A 19,106-nucleotide genomic window follows, 5' to 3' on the forward strand; every position below is an offset into this window, starting at 1 on the left:
CGTTCAGTCCTTCATCTCTCGCCCGGTTAACCGCAAGAAGACATCCTCCAGATTTGGAGGACGCTGCAGAAGGCGGAGATCCGTACGGCAGGCAAGCCGGCGACGCACCTGCTCGGGATCCGTGACATAGCAAAACAGCGTCTCCCCGCTCACCTCAGCGTGCCGCACTTGGGTTCTGACCAGCGGCAGCAACTCATGCGGATTACCACCGTAAATCTCGATCACTTGACACCCGATCTGCTGCTCGATGAGAGCATGAGGCTGCCCTTCCGCGATTTTGCGGCCGTGCTCAAGCACGCACAGGCGGTCGCACAATCGCTCCGCCTCTTCCATGAAATGGGTGGTGAGAAGAATCGTTTTGCCGCGCGCTAATAGCCAGCGCAAGCGTTCCCAGATGAGATGACGGCCGTGCGGATCGAGGCCAGTCGTCGGCTCGTCAAGCACCAAGAGCTGCGGGTCGTTAATGAGGGCACGTGCCAGCGTCAACCGCCGCTTCATGCCGCCGGACAGTTCCGCGACGCGGGCGTCCGCCTTGTTCTCCAGGCGGGCGAATTCGAGCAGCGACGGTGTGACCGCTTTGACCTCGGTCGCGCTCATGGCGAAGTAGCGACCGAAAACGAGCAAGTTTTCGCGCACCGTGAGCTGAAGATCAAGGTTGTCGAACTGGGGGACAACCCCGATGCCCCGGCGCGCCAAGGGCGCACGTGCCGGCACCGGCTCGCCAAGCACGCAGATCTTACCTGCGTCGGGCGACGCAACACCCAGGATCAAACGCGCAAGCGTGCTTTTACCCGCGCCGTTTGGTCCCAGCAGACCGAAGCATTCTCCCGGCGCGACCGTAAACGAAAGAGCGTCCACGACGATCCGGTCCCTGTAGGACTTGCTCACCTCGAAAAGGTCGACTGCCGGGGCTGACATTTGCTTACGCCATCGCGACGGACGTTGTTCGCACCGCGTCCTGGGTCGCGTGCTTCTTTGTCCAAAGAAGGCCGTCACACCATACGTGATCGACGCGTCCCCACTGGCATGCGGCGGCAGCATCCGGGAAAAAGCCGCTTCCATGCAGATTAGCGCTGGTATTGCAAAGCAACGGGATGGCTGTGAGCTTCTCGTACTCGATGAGAAGCTCGACCACTTTATGCTGAGATGATCTGGAAACCGTCTGTAGGCGAGCAGATCCATCGAGATGCACGACGGCGGGAATTTTGTCCCGCCATTCGGGTCGCGTCTGGTGATCGAAGAGCATGTACGGATCCGGTACTCCGGGGCTAAAAATCTCCGCCGCACGATCCTCCAGGCATATCGGCGCTACTGGCCTGAAATGCTCACGAAGCTTGATGTCGTTGAGTTGATCTTTCATTCCCTCCCAGCTTGCAGCCGCGAGAATGCTTCTGCCACCCAAGGCCCGTGGTCCGAGCTCGGCACGCCCGGCAAGGAAGATCACGGGCTTGTCACCCGCGAGGATTGCCGCAAGTTCGCCCATCGTGCAGGGCGCGCCCTCCCATCCGGACGGGACTTCGCTGGGACGAACGGCCGGTCCACTATAGACCGACCATTCCAGAGCTCTAAAGCCTTGCTGTGCCACCAGGCCAGAGCAAGCAGCACCGATGGCTGAGCCGCTGTCGTTCGGAAAGGGCGGCACCCACACGTCATCGAACAGGCCGGTCGCACGAAATGCACTATTCCACTTGATATTCAGGCCGCAGCCGCCGGCTATGCAGAGGTTACGCACCCCCGCAAGGTCCGAATGCCGCTGCACAACATCAGCAATTGTGCGAACCAGCAGCCGCTCTAGAAACACGTGAAATGACGCAAGGATGTCTTCGGCCTGCTTGGCCTTCAATCGCAGCGCGCACGCATCGAAGAAGTCGTGCAGAGCTTCAAGTGGCGATTTTGAGCTGTTGATCTGTGCAACCTTGTGACAAGCGCCATCAGCATCCGTGGCAAAGTGCGTCTGATAAAGCTCCTGAAACGTGTTAATGATCTCCTCGTCGGGAGCTCCCAGAGCGATATAGGCCATCAGCTTGCCGGCGATACCTAGATCCCAGCTGGTCCGGTCTGCCCGCCTGTAAGGTCCAAAGTGATGTCCTGCCGTCGCATAAGCGTGGCCTATCATCGGAAACAGGCACTCGATGAACCGGATGCCGTGCGGCTCGACATAGTAGAGGCGTGGAAACATGCAGCCGTCCCACACCAAGCAGAAAGCAGGCTGTGCGGATTCGGCAAACGAGCTGGTGCAGTATGCGGATGCTACGTGCCCGGTGACATGGGGATAGCTTTGATAGGGATATAGTTTTCCGTCAAGCATAAGGCCCATGCGATCGCGCGACGCGAGGGGGCTATCGCCTTGGCGTTCGACATACGGCGCGCCCTTGAGCTTGACGGTGGTCGTCCCACTAAGGACTTCAAACTGCGATTCGACCTCTCCATCCCAGCCATCAATAACGAACTTATCAACATCGCTCGGATCGAGCCCGTGCTCCGCCAAAGCGCTAACAACGGAATCCAGGTTGCCGATAGTTTGATAACGCGGATTATTGTTCAGCTTCTCCTGCTCGACGCAGAACACCAATCGGCCGTCCTCGATCAGAGCGACTGCCCCGTCATGCGTCAACTTGATACCGCAGATTCGCATAGTGGCTCCTTTCAGGCTCGGCCGTTGGGTCGGATCGAAGATCGCTCCGGATTGCGAAAGCGGACCAACAGGCAGTCTTCGTCAGCCGACTGCCCCTGGCACTGCACGCGTTCGACCTCAATGAGCGCTTCACTCAAAATCGTGATGACCGTCTCGGCACCAGCGACATGCCCCCATCGCTTGCAGGCCGTATCACGTGCAGATCCGAAGACCAGATGCCCACCCGGAGCAAGCATTTTGACCATGTTGTCGATTGCAGTACGCATTTGCGTCATGTCTTCAAGATAATAGAGAACTTCGGCGACGACGATCAGATCGAACAGCTCCGCGGTCGCGAACTGCAGAATGTCGGTCGCCGCCCAGCTGATATGCGACCACCTCTTGGTCCGCTGGACCGCTCGACCGATCGCTCGCGGCATAACATCGATGACCGTGAGCCGTTGGCAGTGAGGAGCAAGCTTCTCTGTAAACGCACCGGCCGCGCACCCTATTTCGAGGCCGTTTGACACGGCGCTGTTCGACAGCGACAGCCGCAGCAATTGGGTGTGACGCTCACGTTCGAACGGATTGTCGTCAAGCCGCCACGGGTCATCATTAGCCAACTCCCGTTCCAACGACTGGTATATATTGTCCATGCTCACCACTGATCCCCTAGAAGCTGCTTAGTCAGTTTCGGCCGCAATGCCGTCCGACGCGATCAGCTGCGAAGGAGCGCGTGAAAGACCTGCCCTGCGAATTGAGCCAGGCGTTTCCGATGCGAGGTTGAGGCTTGGTCCTGTTGTCGCGTCTTCGATCGAGGCAATCGATTCATCACCGTCTGATGATTTCGCTATTGTGCGCGAGAGCCAATCGCTGTTGCTCAAAGTACAGAGCGCATAGACTTTCATCGGGAGCAGGAGAAAAATGTTGATCGGGGTATGCAGCGAGAAGCCGAGAAATCGAAGCTCGCGAGCACGAACCGCCGCTACGCTACAGCGAGTCATGGTCATCGCGACGATAGTCAGACCGGTCCACCACGGCACGCTGTCCGTGAGCGCGAGCTGTGCGAGCGCGGCGATCGATGAGATGGCGAGCAGCAACGGCCCGAGGTTCTGTCCGAGCACATCGAGTGTGAGGTACCGATCGAGGCCGGGCAGCAGGTGCAAACCGAGCAGCGTGTCGCGGTAGGTGCTTCGCGCCCAACGGAGCTGTTGGCGCAGATAGGGCAAGAGCCTATCCGGGACCACCGTTGCGGCGATTGCGTCCGGAACGTACTCGGTTCGAAACCCTGCCTTGAGCATGAGGATCGTCAGATGACGGTCCTCACCGAAGTCGCTCGGCTTTCCTCGGAAGAACTGTGTCTCGTATTGGTCGAGCAGCAACATGAGCGCGGAACGCCGGTACATTGCACATGGCCCGCAGCAGCACATGACGGCGCCAAAGCGCGTCTGCGCCGCGCGCTCCTCGTTGCAAGCCAACCAGTACTCCATGTCGATCAATCGGGTCAGCCAGCTGTCGTTCCGGTTGCTGGCCGTCAATTGGCCCATGGCCGCGCCGACGGCTGGATCCTGCATCTTGCAAACGAGCTTGCTGACCACGTCGGGGGCGATTTCCGTGTCGGAATCGACATTGAGCACGAGATCGCCGAATGAGCGGCGTATCGCGGCGATCTGCGCCTTGCGCTTTCCAACGTTGCTTGGCAGCAGAATGATACTGAACCTCGGGTCATATGCGTAGCTCGCATGGACCGAGGCCACTGTACCGACATTCGCAGAGCCGTCATCGACCACATAGACCTGCAATCGCCCTGGGTAGTCCTGGCTTGCGATCGACTTCAGGCAGGCTGCCAGCGTGCGCGGGTCCTCGTTGAAGCAGGGCACGATGACATCCACGCTGGGCAGAGCACCGGTGTCGACCGGGCCGTACGGCGGCAGTGAGGTGTCGGTTCGCCGCGCATAGAGCGCCTGCGCGCTCTTATGAACGCTGGAGAGTAACGCGTAGGAGGCAACAGCAGCGGTGCTGATGGTGGCAAGAAGGCTCATGGGAATTGATCTATTCAGTGAGGTTGAGGAAGCGACCGGATTGCGAAGCCACGGTCATGCAGTGCTGGAATGAGCTGGGCGAGCGCCGTCACGGTCTGGTCGCGCTGACCAGCATGAGGGCAGCGTCCCAACTCGTCGGGAGGGCAGCCGTCGTGCAGGAGCACGATTGCGCCTGGCCTGACCGAGGCCAACACTGCGGCAACAATCGGCTCGACGCCGGGACGAGCCCAATCTTGCGGATCGACTGACCAGTGCAGAGCTGCCAGTTCGGCCTTCGCCGACGCGGCGAAGACCTCCTTGCTCCAGATCCCGTACGGCGCACGCATATGCCGCACAGAGGCTCCGGGGCAGGCCATTCCGATGACCTTATTCGTCGTGAGGATCTCGTATTCCACCTCATCCGCTGTGCATTTGGCTAAGTCCGGGTGCGTCATTGTGTGGTTTGCGACCTCGTGTCCTTCTGCAATGATGCGCTGGATCAGCTGCGGCTGGCCCGCCGCGTAGGCACCGATCACGCAGAAGGTGGCGGACGTCCGATGCTGCGCCAGCACATCCAGGATAGCCGGCGTGCAAAGCGGGTTGGGACCATCATCAAAGCTCAGATAGACGCAGGGCTCTCCGCCAGCATCGGCGTAGTCGCTCCGCGCTTCAGTCGCGTCGTTTGTGGACCTCATAGTTCTGGCCCGTTCCGTTCGATCGTGTCACCCGCCGGCCATTGGCTCATGGGCCTCGCAATCGGCAGAACGAGGCCGACCACGTCCTCCACGCGCGTCGGAGGCACAGTGAGGTAAATGTCCGGACAAGCGGACCGGACGCGGAGCCCTGGCAGAATGGTCGCCAATCCCTGTCGCCCGAGCAGCCTGGTTATATGTTTCTGCAGGGCAGCGCGGACCGTGCCAAAACCGAACGGCACGCCAAGATCTCGCAATACGGGATACATCACTCGGATGGAGTGGGTGATTCCAAGCCCCTCGAGATCCGGGCGCACCCCGTACAACCCGAGTTCAGCCACGAGCAGATCGCTCTCGCCAACTTTTATGAAGCGGCGTAGTGCCGCGATGTGAATCGCAACGCCACGATCATCGTAGCCGATTGCTCGAATCTCAGGCCTTGCGCCGGCCCAGCTTCGATGACCTTCAAAGGGCTTTGCATTGAATTCCCCGGTCGGACCATAGGTCTTCCGGAAAAACTCGGATAATTCAATATGGTCAGCAAGTTGAAGGTCATTCTCCCAGCACAGCCTCCAACGCACTGGAGGGCGCGCCGAAACAGCTCGTGTGGATTCGGGCGCGATCATGTTCATAGGGCGTCACTCCTGTTCGTTATCTGGCTGCTGACGCAGGCCAGCAGCTCGCTACCTTCGAAAGGCTTGCTCAGGAACTGGAGTCCAGCTTGCAGGCTTGGCCCCACATCGTCTTCGGAGTGATCTGCGAGCAGAACGGTGGGAATCGCGCCTCCGGATGCAACCAGATGATCGAAAAGATCAAGGCCACTCATCGCGCTCGACTTCATATCCGCGATCAAGCACGACGTGATCGAACGGCGGCCTGATTTCAAGAACCCCTCTGCGCTCTCGAATGGTTCGGGCACGTAACCGGCGCAAAACACCACATCTGTGAGAGCTTCGCGCACCGATTCATCTGCGCTCACGATGCAGATGACGTCGAGCGTGTGCGCAACTCGCATCAGATTCGCCAAGGACGCCTTCGCTTGCATGTTCCGCACGATTTCACCGTAGTAAGGACGCAATCCAATCGGATGCGGCAAAAACACATTTGACACCCGCAACTCGAGGGCTGCGACCGGACGGAAATCTACGGCCAGGTTGAGCGTTCCTCAATTCTACGGCGGTACACGGCAGATATAGAATGGGTTGGCGAAGCCATACGATCGTTTGCTCGTCGTATACGCCCCAACTTTGCGGTCTCCGATCGTGCTGGCTCATCGTAATATGGCTTGCGCAACACGCGCAAAACTGCGACCGCACAGTCGAGACGTCTTGATCGATCCCTAGTGCCGGGCTGAGACGCGCAACGATTTGTAACCATTCTGATGGATCTGAGATCTCGCTAAACTATCGTTTGCTATCCTCATTCGGTACAAATGGTAAAATCCATTGTATCGATAGAACACATTCACAGCGTGGATCGCTCGGAATTATGCGTTTCAAGGGCCTCGATCTAAATCTTCTCGTCGCGTTCGACGCCCTTGTAACGCAAGGCAATCTCACTTCGGCGGCAAGAAGCATCAATCTCAGTCAACCTGCCATGAGTGCCGCCGTCGCGCGGCTTCGCACTTACTTTCGCGATGAGCTATTCACCATGAAGGGGCGGAAGCTTGTCCCAACCCCGCGGGCTGAAGCGCTCGCCGCCCCGGTTCGCGAGGCTCTCGCTCACATTCAGCTCTCCATTATTTCTTCTGACGGCTTCGACCCGTCGCAATCGAATCGACGATTCAGGATCATACTGTCCGACTTCATGACCGTCGTGTTTCTTCGAGGGGTCGTGGACCGCGTCGCGCGGGAAGCTCCAACGATCAGTTTCGAGTTGCTGCCGCCCGCAGAAGAACCCGATGAGCTCCTCCGGCGCGGTGAAGTCGATTTTCTCATGTATCCGCAGATGTTTATGTCGAGCGCGCATCCGAAGGCGGCTCTGTTCGAAGACACTTTCGTTTGCGTGGGCTGCCCCATGAACAAGCAGCTCGCATCGCGACTCACGTTCGAGAAATACATGTCGATCGGGCACGTGGAAGCCCAGTTCGGCCGCTCGCTGAGGCCCTCCTTCCACGAATGGCTCTTGCTCGAGCATGGTTTCAAAATCCGCACCGAGGTCGCGGTGCAGGGTTTTGGTATGATTCCGCCCATGTTATTGGGCACCAACCGTATAGCGAGCATGCCCTCAAGATTGGTCAGCCATTTCGCACAGACGATGCCGCTGCGGGTTGTCGAACCTCCGCTGCGACTTCTCACATTCACCGAGGCCGTCCAATGGCCGGCCATTCATAATACTGATCCCGCAAGCATTTGGATGCGCAACATATTCTTCCAGCAGGCATCCACGATGTTCTCTCGGTCCGAAACCAGTCAATGTCACGGCCCGTCCTAGGATTGTTCGGGCCGGTTGCGACCTGCCCTCGGTTAACCGGACCCACGCCAGGCTCGAAGCCCCGGTCTTCTTTTGACCTTGGGCCATAGTGGGAATTAGCGCGCTTAAGCGCAGTTTGGTCGGGCCGCAGGCGCTGTTGATCTCGCGCCGCCGGGACGATCCTGCGCATCGTGCAGCTCGCTTGCCGGCTGAGGACTTCTCGCTGATTCGGAGGGGACTGCATCAGAGAGTGCATGCGCCAGCTTCAGAGCACGTAAAATGATGCGGCTCACCGGTGAACAATATTCGCCTCAGCACCACACTCCCTTGAATCGAACGCTGCGTCAGGTTCAAGGCCAACAAGCGAGAGCGAAGTTGCGGATTGGCATCGCCGTTCGCCGAACTGGTACATCGCATTGTCGTCAACGGCCATTGACTTAGTCCCGAAGCGCGCCAGTCGCCAGGAGCCTACATGGCTGGTGACCGGCAGGGACGGTTTCCCGCTCGTTCGTGCCGAATCAACAAATTAAGCCGAACGCAACCGCCCCCCCACTATCACGCCGGCAACCGCCAGCTCGCGTAAACCCGAGAGGGCGAAAAAACTGCGCGTGTTTGCGCAAGGTCGCCAAAGCTGGAAGAACTTAATCTCGACGGCGCTTACCTTACTCTTCTTGTGCGCGAAGCCGCTGATTGAGCGCAGCTGCAAGCTTGCACGCAGCAGGATGGCCGAGATCAGCTCGCGGCATTTTCCGGCTGCGCGCGTGTTCCGGTGAGGAGTGGTCATGTTGAGAGGACGCCACCGGTGCCAACGTGGGACCGCGTAAGCGATCGCCGCTCCCATTGGCAAGCCTGCTTGCTCCTTCAGCTTTCGATCGTTTCGGCCGACATGTTGACCCCAGCCTCATTGGGTTATGGGTGCACGGCTCTTCCTTCGCATGTCGCGACAATCGTGTTTTTCGAAAGCTCGCGGCATGACTCGCGCGACGTCAACCCCGTGCACTCAAGCTGCTGCCTCGCACGGCTGACCCCGAAGCGCTGCTTTAGTGCGGTAAGACCATTTGCCTAGGTCTCCCGAAGCATCTATGTCCAGCTTGCACGCCAAAAGCGATACTGTTTGAGGATGGAATTGAGCGAGTCAGCGGTCACACGAGCAAGCCAATACCGCGACGGATCGCCGTTGAGCCTTATGTTCGATGGGATACTTGCGGCGACTCCGCCAGACAGTGTCCCCAGATTTGGGAGTAGATTTGAATTGAGCATTATCTTAAGACGTGCATCAAACTCCTCGACCACACTATAGCATCAACGCTGTCTTGCCATTGCGGCCCCGTATAGGGAGGCGGCCAAGGGCTCGCCAAGTGATTGTGAAGGCAAAGCCGCTACGGCATCTGCCCAGGATGTAGTGCGCTCCGCCACACTGGTCCGGCGCACGCCTAAAAATGCAAGTTATTGCGGTGCCTCCTTCTCCCGGCGTTTGCGGCGATCGACCTGCGCCGTGGAAGAGCAGCCATCATCTTCCGGCACGCAAAACCTGGGCAGCGTCGCACCGTGCCAACACAACAGGACTAGCCGAGGGTCGAAAAAGCTGTTAGGCGCCGAGCCCGCCCCCGCGCCACCACGCGGTGGTGGGGCTGATCTGCGATACTCAACAGGAGACATTGCACCTTTTGGGTAGCGCACTATTGGGCAACGGAAAGCAGACGCCGTGTTGCACAATGGCACCACGTGGACGCGCCTGTCACGTTCTTTCGCGCGCGTCGCCGCTCCGTCTCCTTTTTGCCCCACCACAGCCAAACGGCTTCGTCACGTGCGGCGCGAGTGCAATCATCAAAGGAGGTTTCTGTTGGATAAGCCGAGCGGAGTCTATGATCCGGAGGATCTCGCGAGCTTGGGAAGGCTTTTCGATCAAACAATGGCGTCTTTACCGGCATGCATGCGAACCAGCGAGAATCGCGTGGCGATCGCCAGACTTGTAATGCAGCGTGCAGCGAGGGACGAATTGGCGTCGCTCGCGCACTTGATGCTTGCACTTGTCTCAGCCACTTGAGCCACGGCATGCGCTCGGTCCTTCTGTGCCCCGCAGAAGAGACGCATCATCTAGATCATTGAAATAACTTGATTCTCACGTGACGTCAGGTTGTAGGCTTGCAAATTGAGGATCATGACAAACGCCACACCACGACGGCGCCGATGGCGCATTGGAGAACTTGCAGAGGCGACCGGTGTAACGGTACGCACTCTTCATCATTACGAACATACCGGGTTGTTGACGGTCTCGGAACGTACCGATGGCGGTCACCGCATGTACGATCGTGAAAGCCTACAACGCGTCTCCCAGATTCGTGCGCTACGTGAGCTCGGCTTCTCGCTTCCTGAGATCCGCAAGGCCATCGAGGGGCGGACATCTCTCACGGACCTATTGCGCAACCATCTGGAGCGGATTGAACTTCAAGTCGCGCGGGCGACATTGTTACGGGATCGATTGCGTACTATGACGACGCAAGGTGAGACAGAAGTCAGTGTCGACGAGCTGCCGGCCACGTTAGATGCAATGTCGCGGATTGAGGAGCGCGCCCCCTCTGCGATCTGCACGTGCGCCTCTAACGCTAGCCGCGAAGATCGGTGGCGGAAGATTCGGGACGAGCTACGAAGCTGCATGGATCAGGATGAGCCTCCGTGCTGTGAGCGGGCAAATGCAGTCGCACGTCAGGCCCGTTCGCTGCTGACTGAGATTGCAGGAGTTGATTCGACTGTCTCGATGATACTTAAGGTGCTGACGCGGTTGACCGAACCACACAATCTCGCCGGCTGGGATGCGAGCCTCATGCGATACCTCGATCTCGCCCTCGCCGCGCTGGAGGACCAGCTAGGAAAGAGTTGAGCGCACCCGTTGCCGCGCCCTGCTACTGGAATGTCTCTAAACCGAATGAGGTGTTGTTGATCCTGTCTGACCGAGGATGGTCGGTCCGTAGCAGTCGCCTCGGACGCTGCGTTGTCAGTACTTCTTTGGGTCTTTCGACTCTGTGGATATTGGCAATCAACCTCAACGAACTCGCTTCGAAGCACTTGATTCGTACGTAGCGTCAAATTGTACCTTCTAAAAGCATCGACGCAGCGGCGGAGCGACAGACAGAGCGCCGGTTAAACCGAGGGAGACTCCAATGATCGGCATCAGTTTCGGAAGTTCTCGGTGAGAGTTCTCCGCGAGAACACGTCGGTGGGTGATCGTCCGCCCTGTCCAAGCACCTCGTCGGCACACGTCTGTCGAGCACGGGAGATTGGCGAGTGTACCAGGCACCGGCAAATTGTTCGATATTGGTGGTGTCAGGCCTTAGACGACGGATTCTCCTGACCAGTCCGGCAGCGTCCATTCTCCATGCTCGCCCGAAAATGCTGGCTGAACCTGCCACAACCTGAGCCTATTCGTATCCGGCCTGAGTTCGATTCAAACATCACCGCACCGGACTGTTGGTCGCCGCGTCATTCCAGGATGGCGAACCAGACCAAGTCATAGCGCGAGACAACTGGAGTCCTACATGTCGATCTTTCGCGTTCACAGGCTTGCAGCTGCTGCGCTCCTTTCCCTCGCCCTGAGCTCGAGCGCCAGGGCACGAGATGTTTACATTGCCATAGCGGGTCCAATGACGGGAAGCACTGCGGCACTCGGCGCGCAGATACGCGATGGAGCGGCCGCAGCTGTAGATTTGATAAATGCATCGGGTCTGCTGCCTGACACAAGGCTCATATTGAGGATCGCCGACGACGCATGCGATCCCAAGCAGGCCGTCGCTGTTGCCAATCGCCTGACAAGTGACGGGATCAAGCTCGTCGTTGGTCACTTCTGTTCATCTTCGTCGATTCCGGCTTCAGACATATACGCCGAAGCGGGGGTTGTTCAGATTTCACCTGGCTCGACCAATCCCCGTCTGACAGAGCGTGGTCTAACCACCGTGTTTCGGATTTGCGGCCGCGATGACCAGCAAGGCAGGGTTGCCGCCGAATATATCGTGCGGCATCACCGAGGCGCAAAGCTCGCAGTCCTCGACGACAAGAGTACAGCAGGCAAAGGTATCGCAGATATCGTTGAATCCCGCCTTCGTGCAGCCGGCGAGCACACTTTTCGACAAAGCTATGTTGCCGGCGAGAAAGACTACACCGCTCTGGTTTCAAGACTGAAGAGAGAGGGCATCCAGCTCGTCTTTATCGGCGGCTATTACAACGAGATCGGGCTGATCGTGCGTCAAGCAGCGGAAGCGGGCGCGCGCCTGACGGTGATGGCCAACGATCCGCTGATGACAAACGACTTTTTGGCCATTGCCGGCGAGGCCGCAAACGGCACGCTCTTCACCTTTATGCCGGACCCGACGAAGAAGGCTGCAGGAGCAGCCGCTGTCGCCAGGCTCAAGGGTTCGAGCCTGGCTGCCGCCGGTTACACGCTCTACGCTTATGCCGCGGTTCAAGCATGGGCAGACTCGGTCAAACGGGCCGGCAGCTTCGATGCCACGCGGGTCGCTGCGGCCCTACGCTCGGACTCGATCGAAACGGCCATTGGCACGGTTCGATTCGACTCCAAAGGAGACAACGCGGCTCCTGGCTTCATCGTTTACCGCTGGCGCGACAATACCGTGGAAGCGGTCGAGCAGAACTGACCGCCCGCCCCAACACCCCACGGAGCGTTCGAATGATGAACCACCCCCGACATGCCGAATACGCGATGCTCATGTGCCTCGCAATAGCCGCAGTCGCAGCATTTCTCGTCCTCGCAGCAGCGCTATCACAGCTATCGTGCGCGCCCGAGGGGCCGCCTCAAGAGTACGTTCCCATTCGCCTGGTGCCACTGCAGTGAGCATCAATTCCACATTCGTAAGGCCAACGAATATCGGTGCCTTCCTCCAGCTGCCGAAATTGATGCGTGCCTCGCTCTCGGGAGCGAGCTGTCACGGCCCCTTTAGAAGGAACGTGCCTCGTGGAAAGATGTCAGTCACGCGTCGTCTGCCTGAGGATTGCGCGAGTGCAAAACGATTGTTAGCTGCGCTGTTCGGCCGAGTGGACGTGGCGTTCCATTCCCTCCTGGAAGCAGGTATTCGCTCGGAAAATGCCGTGCGACGCCTGATCAGTGCTGATCGCTATCGGACCTTGAGACGGAGTCTGATCCGGTACGGTCCTTAGATCTGAGTCTGCCCCCCAACACTCACATTCATGCACGCTTCGCGCTTCGCGGATCCGAAGATAGTGCACGCACCACGTAGGCTCGACGAACGCCCTCAACCACTCTCGTCGACAAAAGGGAGAACACGACTTTGGATGCAAAGCTGCAGACTATGCTTTCCTCGCTCTCGCCGGTGGCTCGCGAATTGGATGCTCTACCGTCTGGGCGGCCCGCCCCGGACAATGGTTGCGTGAAACTGAACACGAATGAGAACCCGTTTCCTTTGCCGGACATCGTGATGCGAAGCGCAATTGCAGCTCTTGAGCTGCAATACCGCTACCCGGAAGACGACAATGTCAGCTTGAGGCAAGCGGCCGCAGCTGCCTATGGCATCGCAACTGATCGCGTGATGGCTGGGAATGGATCGTCTGAACTGCTCAGTCTGATTTACAGAGCCTTTCTTGCCCCGGGGGACTGCATCGCAATGATGTCGCCCGGCTTCTCATTCAATCGCAAGCTTGCCACATTGCAAGGGGCTCGCTTCATTGAAATCCCCTGGTCTGAGCCTGACCGCTTGCCGATGGATGAGCTGCTTTTCGGTCCCGCCAAAGATGCCAAGTTCATTCTGCTGGCCAACCCAAACAATCCGACCGGGACCTTTGTTTCGCTCGCAGAGATTGAACGCCTCGTTATACGATCTGACCGATTGATCGTATTGGACGAAGCCTATGTCGATTTCGCACCTGAGGACGGCCTACGCCTTGTTGAGCGCCATTCGAATCTTCTGGTCCTGCGCACGTTTTCCAAGAGTTATTCCGCCGCTGGCATTCGCATCGGCTTCGGGTTCGGCCATCCCGAGCTGATTGGGCGGCTTCGCAACATCCAGAATGTTTTCAACATGAATGTGGTCGCTCAAGCGGTGGGCATAAGCGTCCTGGCGCATCGCGACGCCTTCGAGGAGAACCATCGCCACGTCAGGCTTGAGCGGCAGCGCGTAGCGGCCGCCCTCTCAGAATTTGGATTCTCTGTAACGTCTTCCCAGGCGAATTTCCTCCTCGCCCGTGTGCCGGTTGGCCAGGGTGGCAGATGGTGGCAGGCGGCCTTGGAAGACCAGAAAGTCATTGTTGCGTTCTTTCCGGATGGCGGCCTGGAAGAGTGCATTCGGGTTAGCATCGGTACAAAGCGCCAGATGGATGCTTTTCTGGCGGCAGTCGGCATCATTCTTAGGAAAGTGCGACGCCGTGGCTAGTGGCCCCTTCAACGCATGTCACAGATCCCCGCACGTAATCGATCCTGACGAACACCTGATGCACCTTCGCGACGCGGCTGGAGTCAGTTTTGTCGAGCCGGCGCATTGCGAGCGAGCACTTTTTGCACCCCCGGAACCCGGCGGGGCTACGGTCCTGTCTATATAGGAGATAACTGAGTGAGAAACGTTCTTCCCTCAAACCTGACCTGCGGGATCTTTGATCATCTTGACGAGGACGGCCGCGATATCACCCGGCAATACGCTGACCGCCTTACCCTGGCGGAGGCCTACGACCGCCTCGGTTTCTACGCCTATCATCTGGCGGAGCATCATTGCACTCCGCATGGACTGGGTCCATCGCCGAACTTGTTTCTGTCGAGCGTCATACAACGCACACGGCGACTTCGCGTTGGTCCCTTGGTCATGCTGCTAAACCTCTACCACCCGCTGCGCGCATTCGAGGAGATCTGCATGTTGGATCACCTGAGCAGCGGCAGAGTTGAGGTCGGTCTTGGTCGCGGATCCCTACCGATCGAACTGAGCTACTTTGGGGTTGGAGCCGATGTTGCCTCGAGCCGTTACGAGGAAGCTTCCCAAATCTTCGTTGGCGCGATGAATGGCGGTCCGCTCTCATACGAAGGGCAACATTTTGCGTTGAGCGACGTTCCCTTGACACTTTCACCTCACCAGCATCCTTGTCCCCCGACATGGATTGCTACAAATCGGCCAGACTCAGCCCGTTGGGCGGCGGCAAATGGCGCCAATCTCGCGTGCATGGGCCCCTCTTCTGCGGTTCGCAAGATAACCGATGTCTATCGCGCCAATCGAAACGTGAAGGGTGATGCCAATAGTGCAGCACCATTTCTGGCATTGCTCCGCATGGTTGTAATTGCCAGCTCTGATGCAGCGGCCCGCTCCCTCGCGGCGCCAGCCTACGAAACATGGCTCAAGAACTTTAAGTTCCTGTACGAGCTCAATGACATCCCGCCTCCATCCAACCTGCCCCTGACCTTGGATGCCGCAATTGAGAGTGAACTGTGCGTTGTCGGAACCCGCGCTTCGGTGCGTCACACTCTTCTCGATCACCTGGAAGAGGCTGGGGCCAACTATCTCCTTTGCCAGCTCGCCTTCGGATCCCTGTCACTGGATGCCTGCCTCAACACCGCAACTGCGATTCACTCCGAACTCATAGCGGCAGAGCGATGACGGTGACCTAACAGCGATTCCAAACGGTTCACGCCTGACCCGACAAACAAATGGCAACACCGAGGCCAATGAGTACCGCAGCCGAATGCATCGATCATCGATAAGGCCGCGCCCTCATGATTCAAATGGCTTGTACGCGTATGCGACCTTTTCGACTACATCACCAAACAGGAGGATTGACAGCAATAATTGGCCTGGCCCTCATTTTGCGTGCGTTGACATTGCCGGAGCAGTGGTTTGCTTGGACAGGTGAGTTGGCTCACGCTGATCCCGCTTTGGCGCGCCAGTTCCTCGATCTCATTCCACACGAATCCAACGTGTGGCTTATCGCCCGAGCGGCCCTGTCGTGACGCGGTCCCGGCAGCGCTCCGCCCAGACGGAGGAGATCGCGTGTAAGCTCGAGATTGTGCTGGCGGAGTTGGCTTCGCTGCGCATTCTGCTGGCCGCGCACGGCATTAGCACCCCGCGACCTCTCGATGAGGACTGCCTCACTGTTCAGCGGTTCGCAGTGATGAACCACATAAGCCCCGAAGCCGTGCTCTCTCGGATCCGCCGCGGGAAGTTGCGCGCGGAGAAACGCGGTGGCCGTTGGTGGGTGAAATGCACGGTTTGCACAGCATAGCCGTGCAGTGACGAGAACAGTAAGAGAGACGGGATGAATCAATCCGAGATACGGAATCCGGCACATGGAAATGATCTGTGCGTGTTAAGTTGGTATCTCTTCTGGGCTCGACAGGACGGCGATGAAGACTCTAGAGATCGATCGAGGTCAACGTAGCGCACGACCAACACACCGTGGACAGATCGGGAGGCTCGATCTCGATGCACCCATGCAATCACAAAACGCGCCGGGCCCGGGCACCGGGATATCGAATGACCACCTTTGCGTGACCGGGATCACTCAGTGGATATCGACTGGTTAACAGAGCGAGCCGAGTGAACAACCGGAAGAGCGCGGTCGCGCGGCAGTAGACGTCCAAGTCCGATTCGCTGGCAATGTTGTGGCAACATAAAACGGCGCACACCCTCGGTCTTGAAGGTGAGCCACCGCACGTGCCCAGCTTACGGCCTCGAGCACAGGAGAGGATGCTTTGCTCGCAATCGCACTCTTTGCGAGTTCCCCTGAGGCATATCTTGAAGGTCCGGCTCAAGCCCTCTGTGGCGTCGGAGGCAATTAGCCCAGTCATTCGCCTGTACGCGCTCGCCTCGCGCGCCGGTGTCAAACAGGGACAGATCTGATTTCGCTGCGATTTTCGCCAGAATCTGGCTGGAGAAGGAGATGGCCAATGATGTCACCAAGACTGATGTCAGTCCTCGGGTCGATGGTAGCAGTCGAGCGTATGTTTTGGAAATTTCGAGAATTGATCGATGGCGACAGCTCGATCTCACCGGACATGCGAGATACGCTTCATGTAATACTGGACGCAAAGCTTCTTTCCGCAAAAGATAAGATTGTGACCGACGCGCGCGCTGCGATCGACGCAACTCCCGATTTGTCGCAGGCAGTCCGCGACCGAGCATTCAGGTCGCTCGATTTTGCGATGAGAATGTTTATGGCGAGCGAACGGCGCCGCACGCAGGACCCGCTTAGCCGAGTCAGTACTCTGCAGCGCTAATCCCAAGATGCATTGATCCATGCCGCTCACCCATCGCTCGCCGCAACACTTGGCGTGCATGGTTGATGTTAGCCGAGGCGCTTCGATTGAGCTCCTGAGGAGCTTTGAAGCTCGTGTAATCGAACGACAGCGACCTCGCTATTTGATGAATCTAATGTCTCCCTGTGCCGGCGGGCTTGCTTCGAACCTGCCAAAAATGCCGCAGGCTCCGGTTTGTCTCAAGCATCCGGAAGCAGGCTCTCTCTGGCCATCTTTAACGTCCTCTTCGTCGAAGCCAATATGCGATTCCCCTCAGCTCTGGCGCTTATTCATCGAAAGGGCCGGCCGCTCGTGTCATCGGGCAGCGGCGTGGGCTCAACTCTGTTCGGAGGCAGTGCTTGAGTTGATTTAGCTCAAGCATCCAGGATTTGCGCTTTCGTGCGATGGCTTGTGGCTTGGAGATGACCTTCACCGACCGAAGATCGCATGTTGACCCATTCTTCGGTATGCGCCTGACCAATTGGATCACGACCACGCTTCAGAGGATGAGTGCGGCAACCCTTGCATTGCAGTGCGACGGCCTGCGGCTGCCCCGACACAAATAGTCCAGGCGTCGTAATAGCACGCCGACTGCGCAATGAGATGACTAGTCTCGTCCACGTTTCAGCTCCGAACGAAAGTCTTCTCCGTTGCCCCCGGCCGGTGGGGTAATCCGGCGAGAGAAGCGCAGCACTCTGATCAAACACGCGTATCAGCCATCACGAATGTTATCTCCTGCAACGATCACGGCGTGGGCTGTTCCGCGCGGCAGACTGTGCCTGTCCCGCGCACACTGCTGTTGCAGGCCAAATCTAGCTGAAATGCATTTTGGCTGGAGTAGCCAAAGGGACTTGAATCGGACGTAGCGTCACGTTGTAGGAACGAGGCATCCGCCGCCTCGGGCCGATCAACTAGTCAAACACCGATGGCGGGAGGTGACGTAACACATTAAAGCAATCCTCCGGATTAGACATCGAGATGGCAACAGCACTCCTTTTTCTAACTATGATCTTCTTCGGCGGCTTTGGATTAGGATATGCTGTGCGCAGCTGGCGTTCTCGCAAACGACGTGAGCACGCCCGGCTCTATGGTGCTCTCTTTCATTCCGGCACTTCTGCTCCGCCGCCGCTCCGCGTTCCCGCGCGCCCTGGTTCCTAACGCCGCATTCGGCCTTGCTCGAACAAGGAGACGGCCGATCCGCCGCGCCAGTGCGAACGTCCTCAGTCGCCGGTTCGTCGGTGCAGACTCGCAAGGCAGAGCGGAGGCGACGCGCGCGCTCGCGTGCTAACGGTCTCAACGACACGATGTAGCGTGCCAGTTTGACCCGCGACACTGCGCGGTGAAGACTGCGAGTCGACCGGTCTCGGATCATCGGCTCGGCGGCGGTCGATTCGCGACCGGCCCCAGCCTGACAACATACATCTGTGTGATCTTAGGATGTGCGGAAGCCAATGCCGGACCGAATTGCAATCAGCGCTGGTGCGACCCACGGCGAAGATATGTTTGGCACGCGCGCTAGCGCTTAAACTGAATGCGACCGCGAGCACGATTGCGACGGCGTCGACATGGAAACCCTTCGCTCTCCTTCAGCATCTACAGCACTTCGATGCCCGTCCCGGTCCGCGCTGGACGAGAAGAGGGATCCAGAGCCCTTATGACTTCGAATTCCATCTCGCGTCAGGATCAACGCCACGTTGACCGTGACCAATGCTTCCTGGCCGAGTTCGATTCGCTGAACTGGCCTACCTAAAGTGAGAGCTTTCGAAGGCGAGGCTTCCTTCGTAGAACTCGGTCCGCGATGGTCAGTACAGCGGATGCATCATGAAGCCTGACGAGCGCCTCGCCGAAGTCCTTGAAAATAGCGCGTGTTTTGATGATGAGGCATGGGAGGTGTGGGCACAGTGCCTCTCACCCACCGAGCGGCTGGCATATATTCGTAAGCATCGCTCTCACTTCCGATTCACAGATTACGATGAGGTCATAGCTGTAGTACGGGGTCGGCGCTTTACCGGTTGCTCATCGCAGCTCCTTCGATGGCGTCACAGGATAAGAGCAAGGACGTTGCAAAGCGCGTTGCTCTTTTCGGTTGCCGTGTGGCTGGGTATCATCTGGCTTGCGGTGCGCTTAGT

At 58.3% G+C, this 19,106-nt stretch carries 14 protein-coding genes; 6 read left to right on the top strand and 8 right to left on the bottom strand.

Features of this window, described 5'->3' with window-relative positions:
* Positions 1 to 3: 3 nt before the first annotated feature.
* From nodI to AC0L2O_RS33075, 7 genes are read right to left on the bottom strand one after another with little or no spacing between them, the layout of a single operon-like run.
* Entirely contained in the window at positions 4 to 918 is a 915-nt protein-coding gene (nodI, locus tag AC0L2O_RS33045) for a nodulation factor ABC transporter ATP-binding protein NodI (protein ID WP_473372687.1), read from the bottom strand.
* Between the two features lie 4 nt (positions 919 to 922).
* Complete coding sequence (gene nodU, locus AC0L2O_RS33050) at positions 923 to 2,635, bottom strand: nodulation protein NodU (RefSeq protein WP_473372688.1); 1,713 nt, start codon at positions 2,633 to 2,635, stop codon at positions 923 to 925.
* Between the two features lie 11 nt (positions 2,636 to 2,646).
* A complete protein-coding gene (nodS, locus tag AC0L2O_RS33055; protein ID WP_473372708.1) occupies positions 2,647 to 3,270 on the bottom strand; it encodes a nodulation methyltransferase NodS in 624 nt (207 codons plus the stop codon).
* A 27-nt stretch (positions 3,271 to 3,297) separates the two neighbouring features.
* Positions 3,298 to 4,656, bottom strand: coding sequence for a chitooligosaccharide synthase NodC (gene nodC / locus AC0L2O_RS33060; RefSeq protein WP_473372689.1), 1,359 nt, complete (start codon positions 4,654 to 4,656; stop codon positions 3,298 to 3,300).
* Between the two features lie 14 nt (positions 4,657 to 4,670).
* A complete protein-coding gene (gene nodB / locus AC0L2O_RS33065) occupies positions 4,671 to 5,330 on the bottom strand; it encodes a chitooligosaccharide deacetylase NodB (RefSeq protein ID WP_473372690.1) in 660 nt (219 codons plus the stop codon).
* Entirely contained in the window at positions 5,327 to 5,959 is a 633-nt protein-coding gene (locus tag AC0L2O_RS33070; RefSeq protein WP_473372691.1) for a NodA family N-acyltransferase, read from the bottom strand. The genes nodB and AC0L2O_RS33070 overlap by 4 nt, the downstream gene beginning before the upstream one ends.
* Positions 5,956 to 6,438 (bottom strand): response regulator transcription factor, encoded by a 483-nt coding sequence (locus AC0L2O_RS33075; RefSeq protein ID WP_473372692.1) that lies wholly within the window; start codon positions 6,436 to 6,438, stop codon positions 5,956 to 5,958. The genes AC0L2O_RS33070 and AC0L2O_RS33075 overlap by 4 nt, the downstream gene beginning before the upstream one ends.
* 377 nt (positions 6,439 to 6,815) lie before the next feature.
* Here AC0L2O_RS33075 and AC0L2O_RS33080 point away from each other — a divergent pair, with 377 nt between their 5' ends.
* Entirely contained in the window at positions 6,816 to 7,760 is a 945-nt protein-coding gene (locus tag AC0L2O_RS33080) for a LysR family transcriptional regulator (RefSeq protein ID WP_473372693.1), read from the top strand.
* 505 nt (positions 7,761 to 8,265) lie between these two features.
* Here the strand turns inward: AC0L2O_RS33080 and AC0L2O_RS33085 are convergent.
* Positions 8,266 to 8,523 carry a hypothetical protein gene (locus tag AC0L2O_RS33085; protein WP_473372694.1) on the bottom strand — a complete coding sequence of 86 codons (258 nt, stop codon included), beginning with the start codon at positions 8,521 to 8,523 and terminating at the stop codon, positions 8,266 to 8,268.
* 1,377 nt (positions 8,524 to 9,900) lie between these two features.
* Here AC0L2O_RS33085 and AC0L2O_RS33090 point away from each other — a divergent pair.
* From AC0L2O_RS33090 to AC0L2O_RS33110, 5 genes are all read left to right on the top strand, one after another.
* Positions 9,901 to 10,620, top strand: a complete 720-nt coding sequence (locus AC0L2O_RS33090) for a MerR family transcriptional regulator (protein ID WP_473372695.1) — start codon at positions 9,901 to 9,903, stop codon at positions 10,618 to 10,620.
* Positions 10,621 to 11,275: 655 nt separating this feature from the next.
* The gene (locus AC0L2O_RS33095) at positions 11,276 to 12,388 is read left to right on the top strand and encodes a branched-chain amino acid ABC transporter substrate-binding protein (RefSeq protein ID WP_473372696.1); all 1,113 of its coding nucleotides are present in this window, start codon (positions 11,276 to 11,278) and stop codon (positions 12,386 to 12,388) included.
* A 672-nt stretch (positions 12,389 to 13,060) separates the two neighbouring features.
* Positions 13,061 to 14,137, top strand: a complete 1,077-nt coding sequence (gene hisC, locus AC0L2O_RS33100) for a histidinol-phosphate transaminase (RefSeq protein WP_473372709.1) — start codon at positions 13,061 to 13,063, stop codon at positions 14,135 to 14,137.
* A 177-nt stretch (positions 14,138 to 14,314) separates the two neighbouring features.
* The gene (locus tag AC0L2O_RS33105; protein WP_473372697.1) at positions 14,315 to 15,343 is read left to right on the top strand and encodes an LLM class flavin-dependent oxidoreductase; all 1,029 of its coding nucleotides are present in this window, start codon (positions 14,315 to 14,317) and stop codon (positions 15,341 to 15,343) included.
* Positions 15,344 to 16,629: 1,286 nt separating this feature from the next.
* Positions 16,630 to 16,959 (top strand): hypothetical protein, encoded by a 330-nt coding sequence (locus tag AC0L2O_RS33110; protein ID WP_473372698.1) that lies wholly within the window; start codon positions 16,630 to 16,632, stop codon positions 16,957 to 16,959.
* Positions 16,960 to 19,106 lie beyond the last annotated feature (2,147 nt).

The sequence above is a fragment of the Bradyrhizobium sp. Kon10 genome (assembly GCF_055807395.1).

Coding starts and splice junctions, on each gene's coding strand:
- AC0L2O_RS33110 (WP_473372698.1), top strand. CDS start 16,630: ATGATGTCACCAAGACTGATGTCAGTCCTCGGGTCGATGGTAGCAGTC.
- AC0L2O_RS33090 (WP_473372695.1), top strand. CDS start 9,901: ATGACAAACGCCACACCACGACGGCGCCGATGGCGCATTGGAGAACTT.
- nodC (WP_473372689.1), bottom strand. CDS start 4,656: ATGAGCCTTCTTGCCACCATCAGCACCGCTGCTGTTGCCTCCTACGCG.
- nodU (WP_473372688.1), bottom strand. CDS start 2,635: ATGCGAATCTGCGGTATCAAGTTGACGCATGACGGGGCAGTCGCTCTG.
- hisC (WP_473372709.1), top strand. CDS start 13,061: ATGCTTTCCTCGCTCTCGCCGGTGGCTCGCGAATTGGATGCTCTACCG.
- AC0L2O_RS33080 (WP_473372693.1), top strand. CDS start 6,816: ATGCGTTTCAAGGGCCTCGATCTAAATCTTCTCGTCGCGTTCGACGCC.
- AC0L2O_RS33095 (WP_473372696.1), top strand. CDS start 11,276: ATGTCGATCTTTCGCGTTCACAGGCTTGCAGCTGCTGCGCTCCTTTCC.
- nodB (WP_473372690.1), bottom strand. CDS start 5,330: ATGAGGTCCACAAACGACGCGACTGAAGCGCGGAGCGACTACGCCGAT.
- nodS (WP_473372708.1), bottom strand. CDS start 3,270: ATGGACAATATATACCAGTCGTTGGAACGGGAGTTGGCTAATGATGAC.
- nodI (WP_473372687.1), bottom strand. CDS start 918: ATGTCAGCCCCGGCAGTCGACCTTTTCGAGGTGAGCAAGTCCTACAGG.
- AC0L2O_RS33085 (WP_473372694.1), bottom strand. CDS start 8,523: ATGACCACTCCTCACCGGAACACGCGCGCAGCCGGAAAATGCCGCGAG.
- AC0L2O_RS33070 (WP_473372691.1), bottom strand. CDS start 5,959: ATGAACATGATCGCGCCCGAATCCACACGAGCTGTTTCGGCGCGCCCT.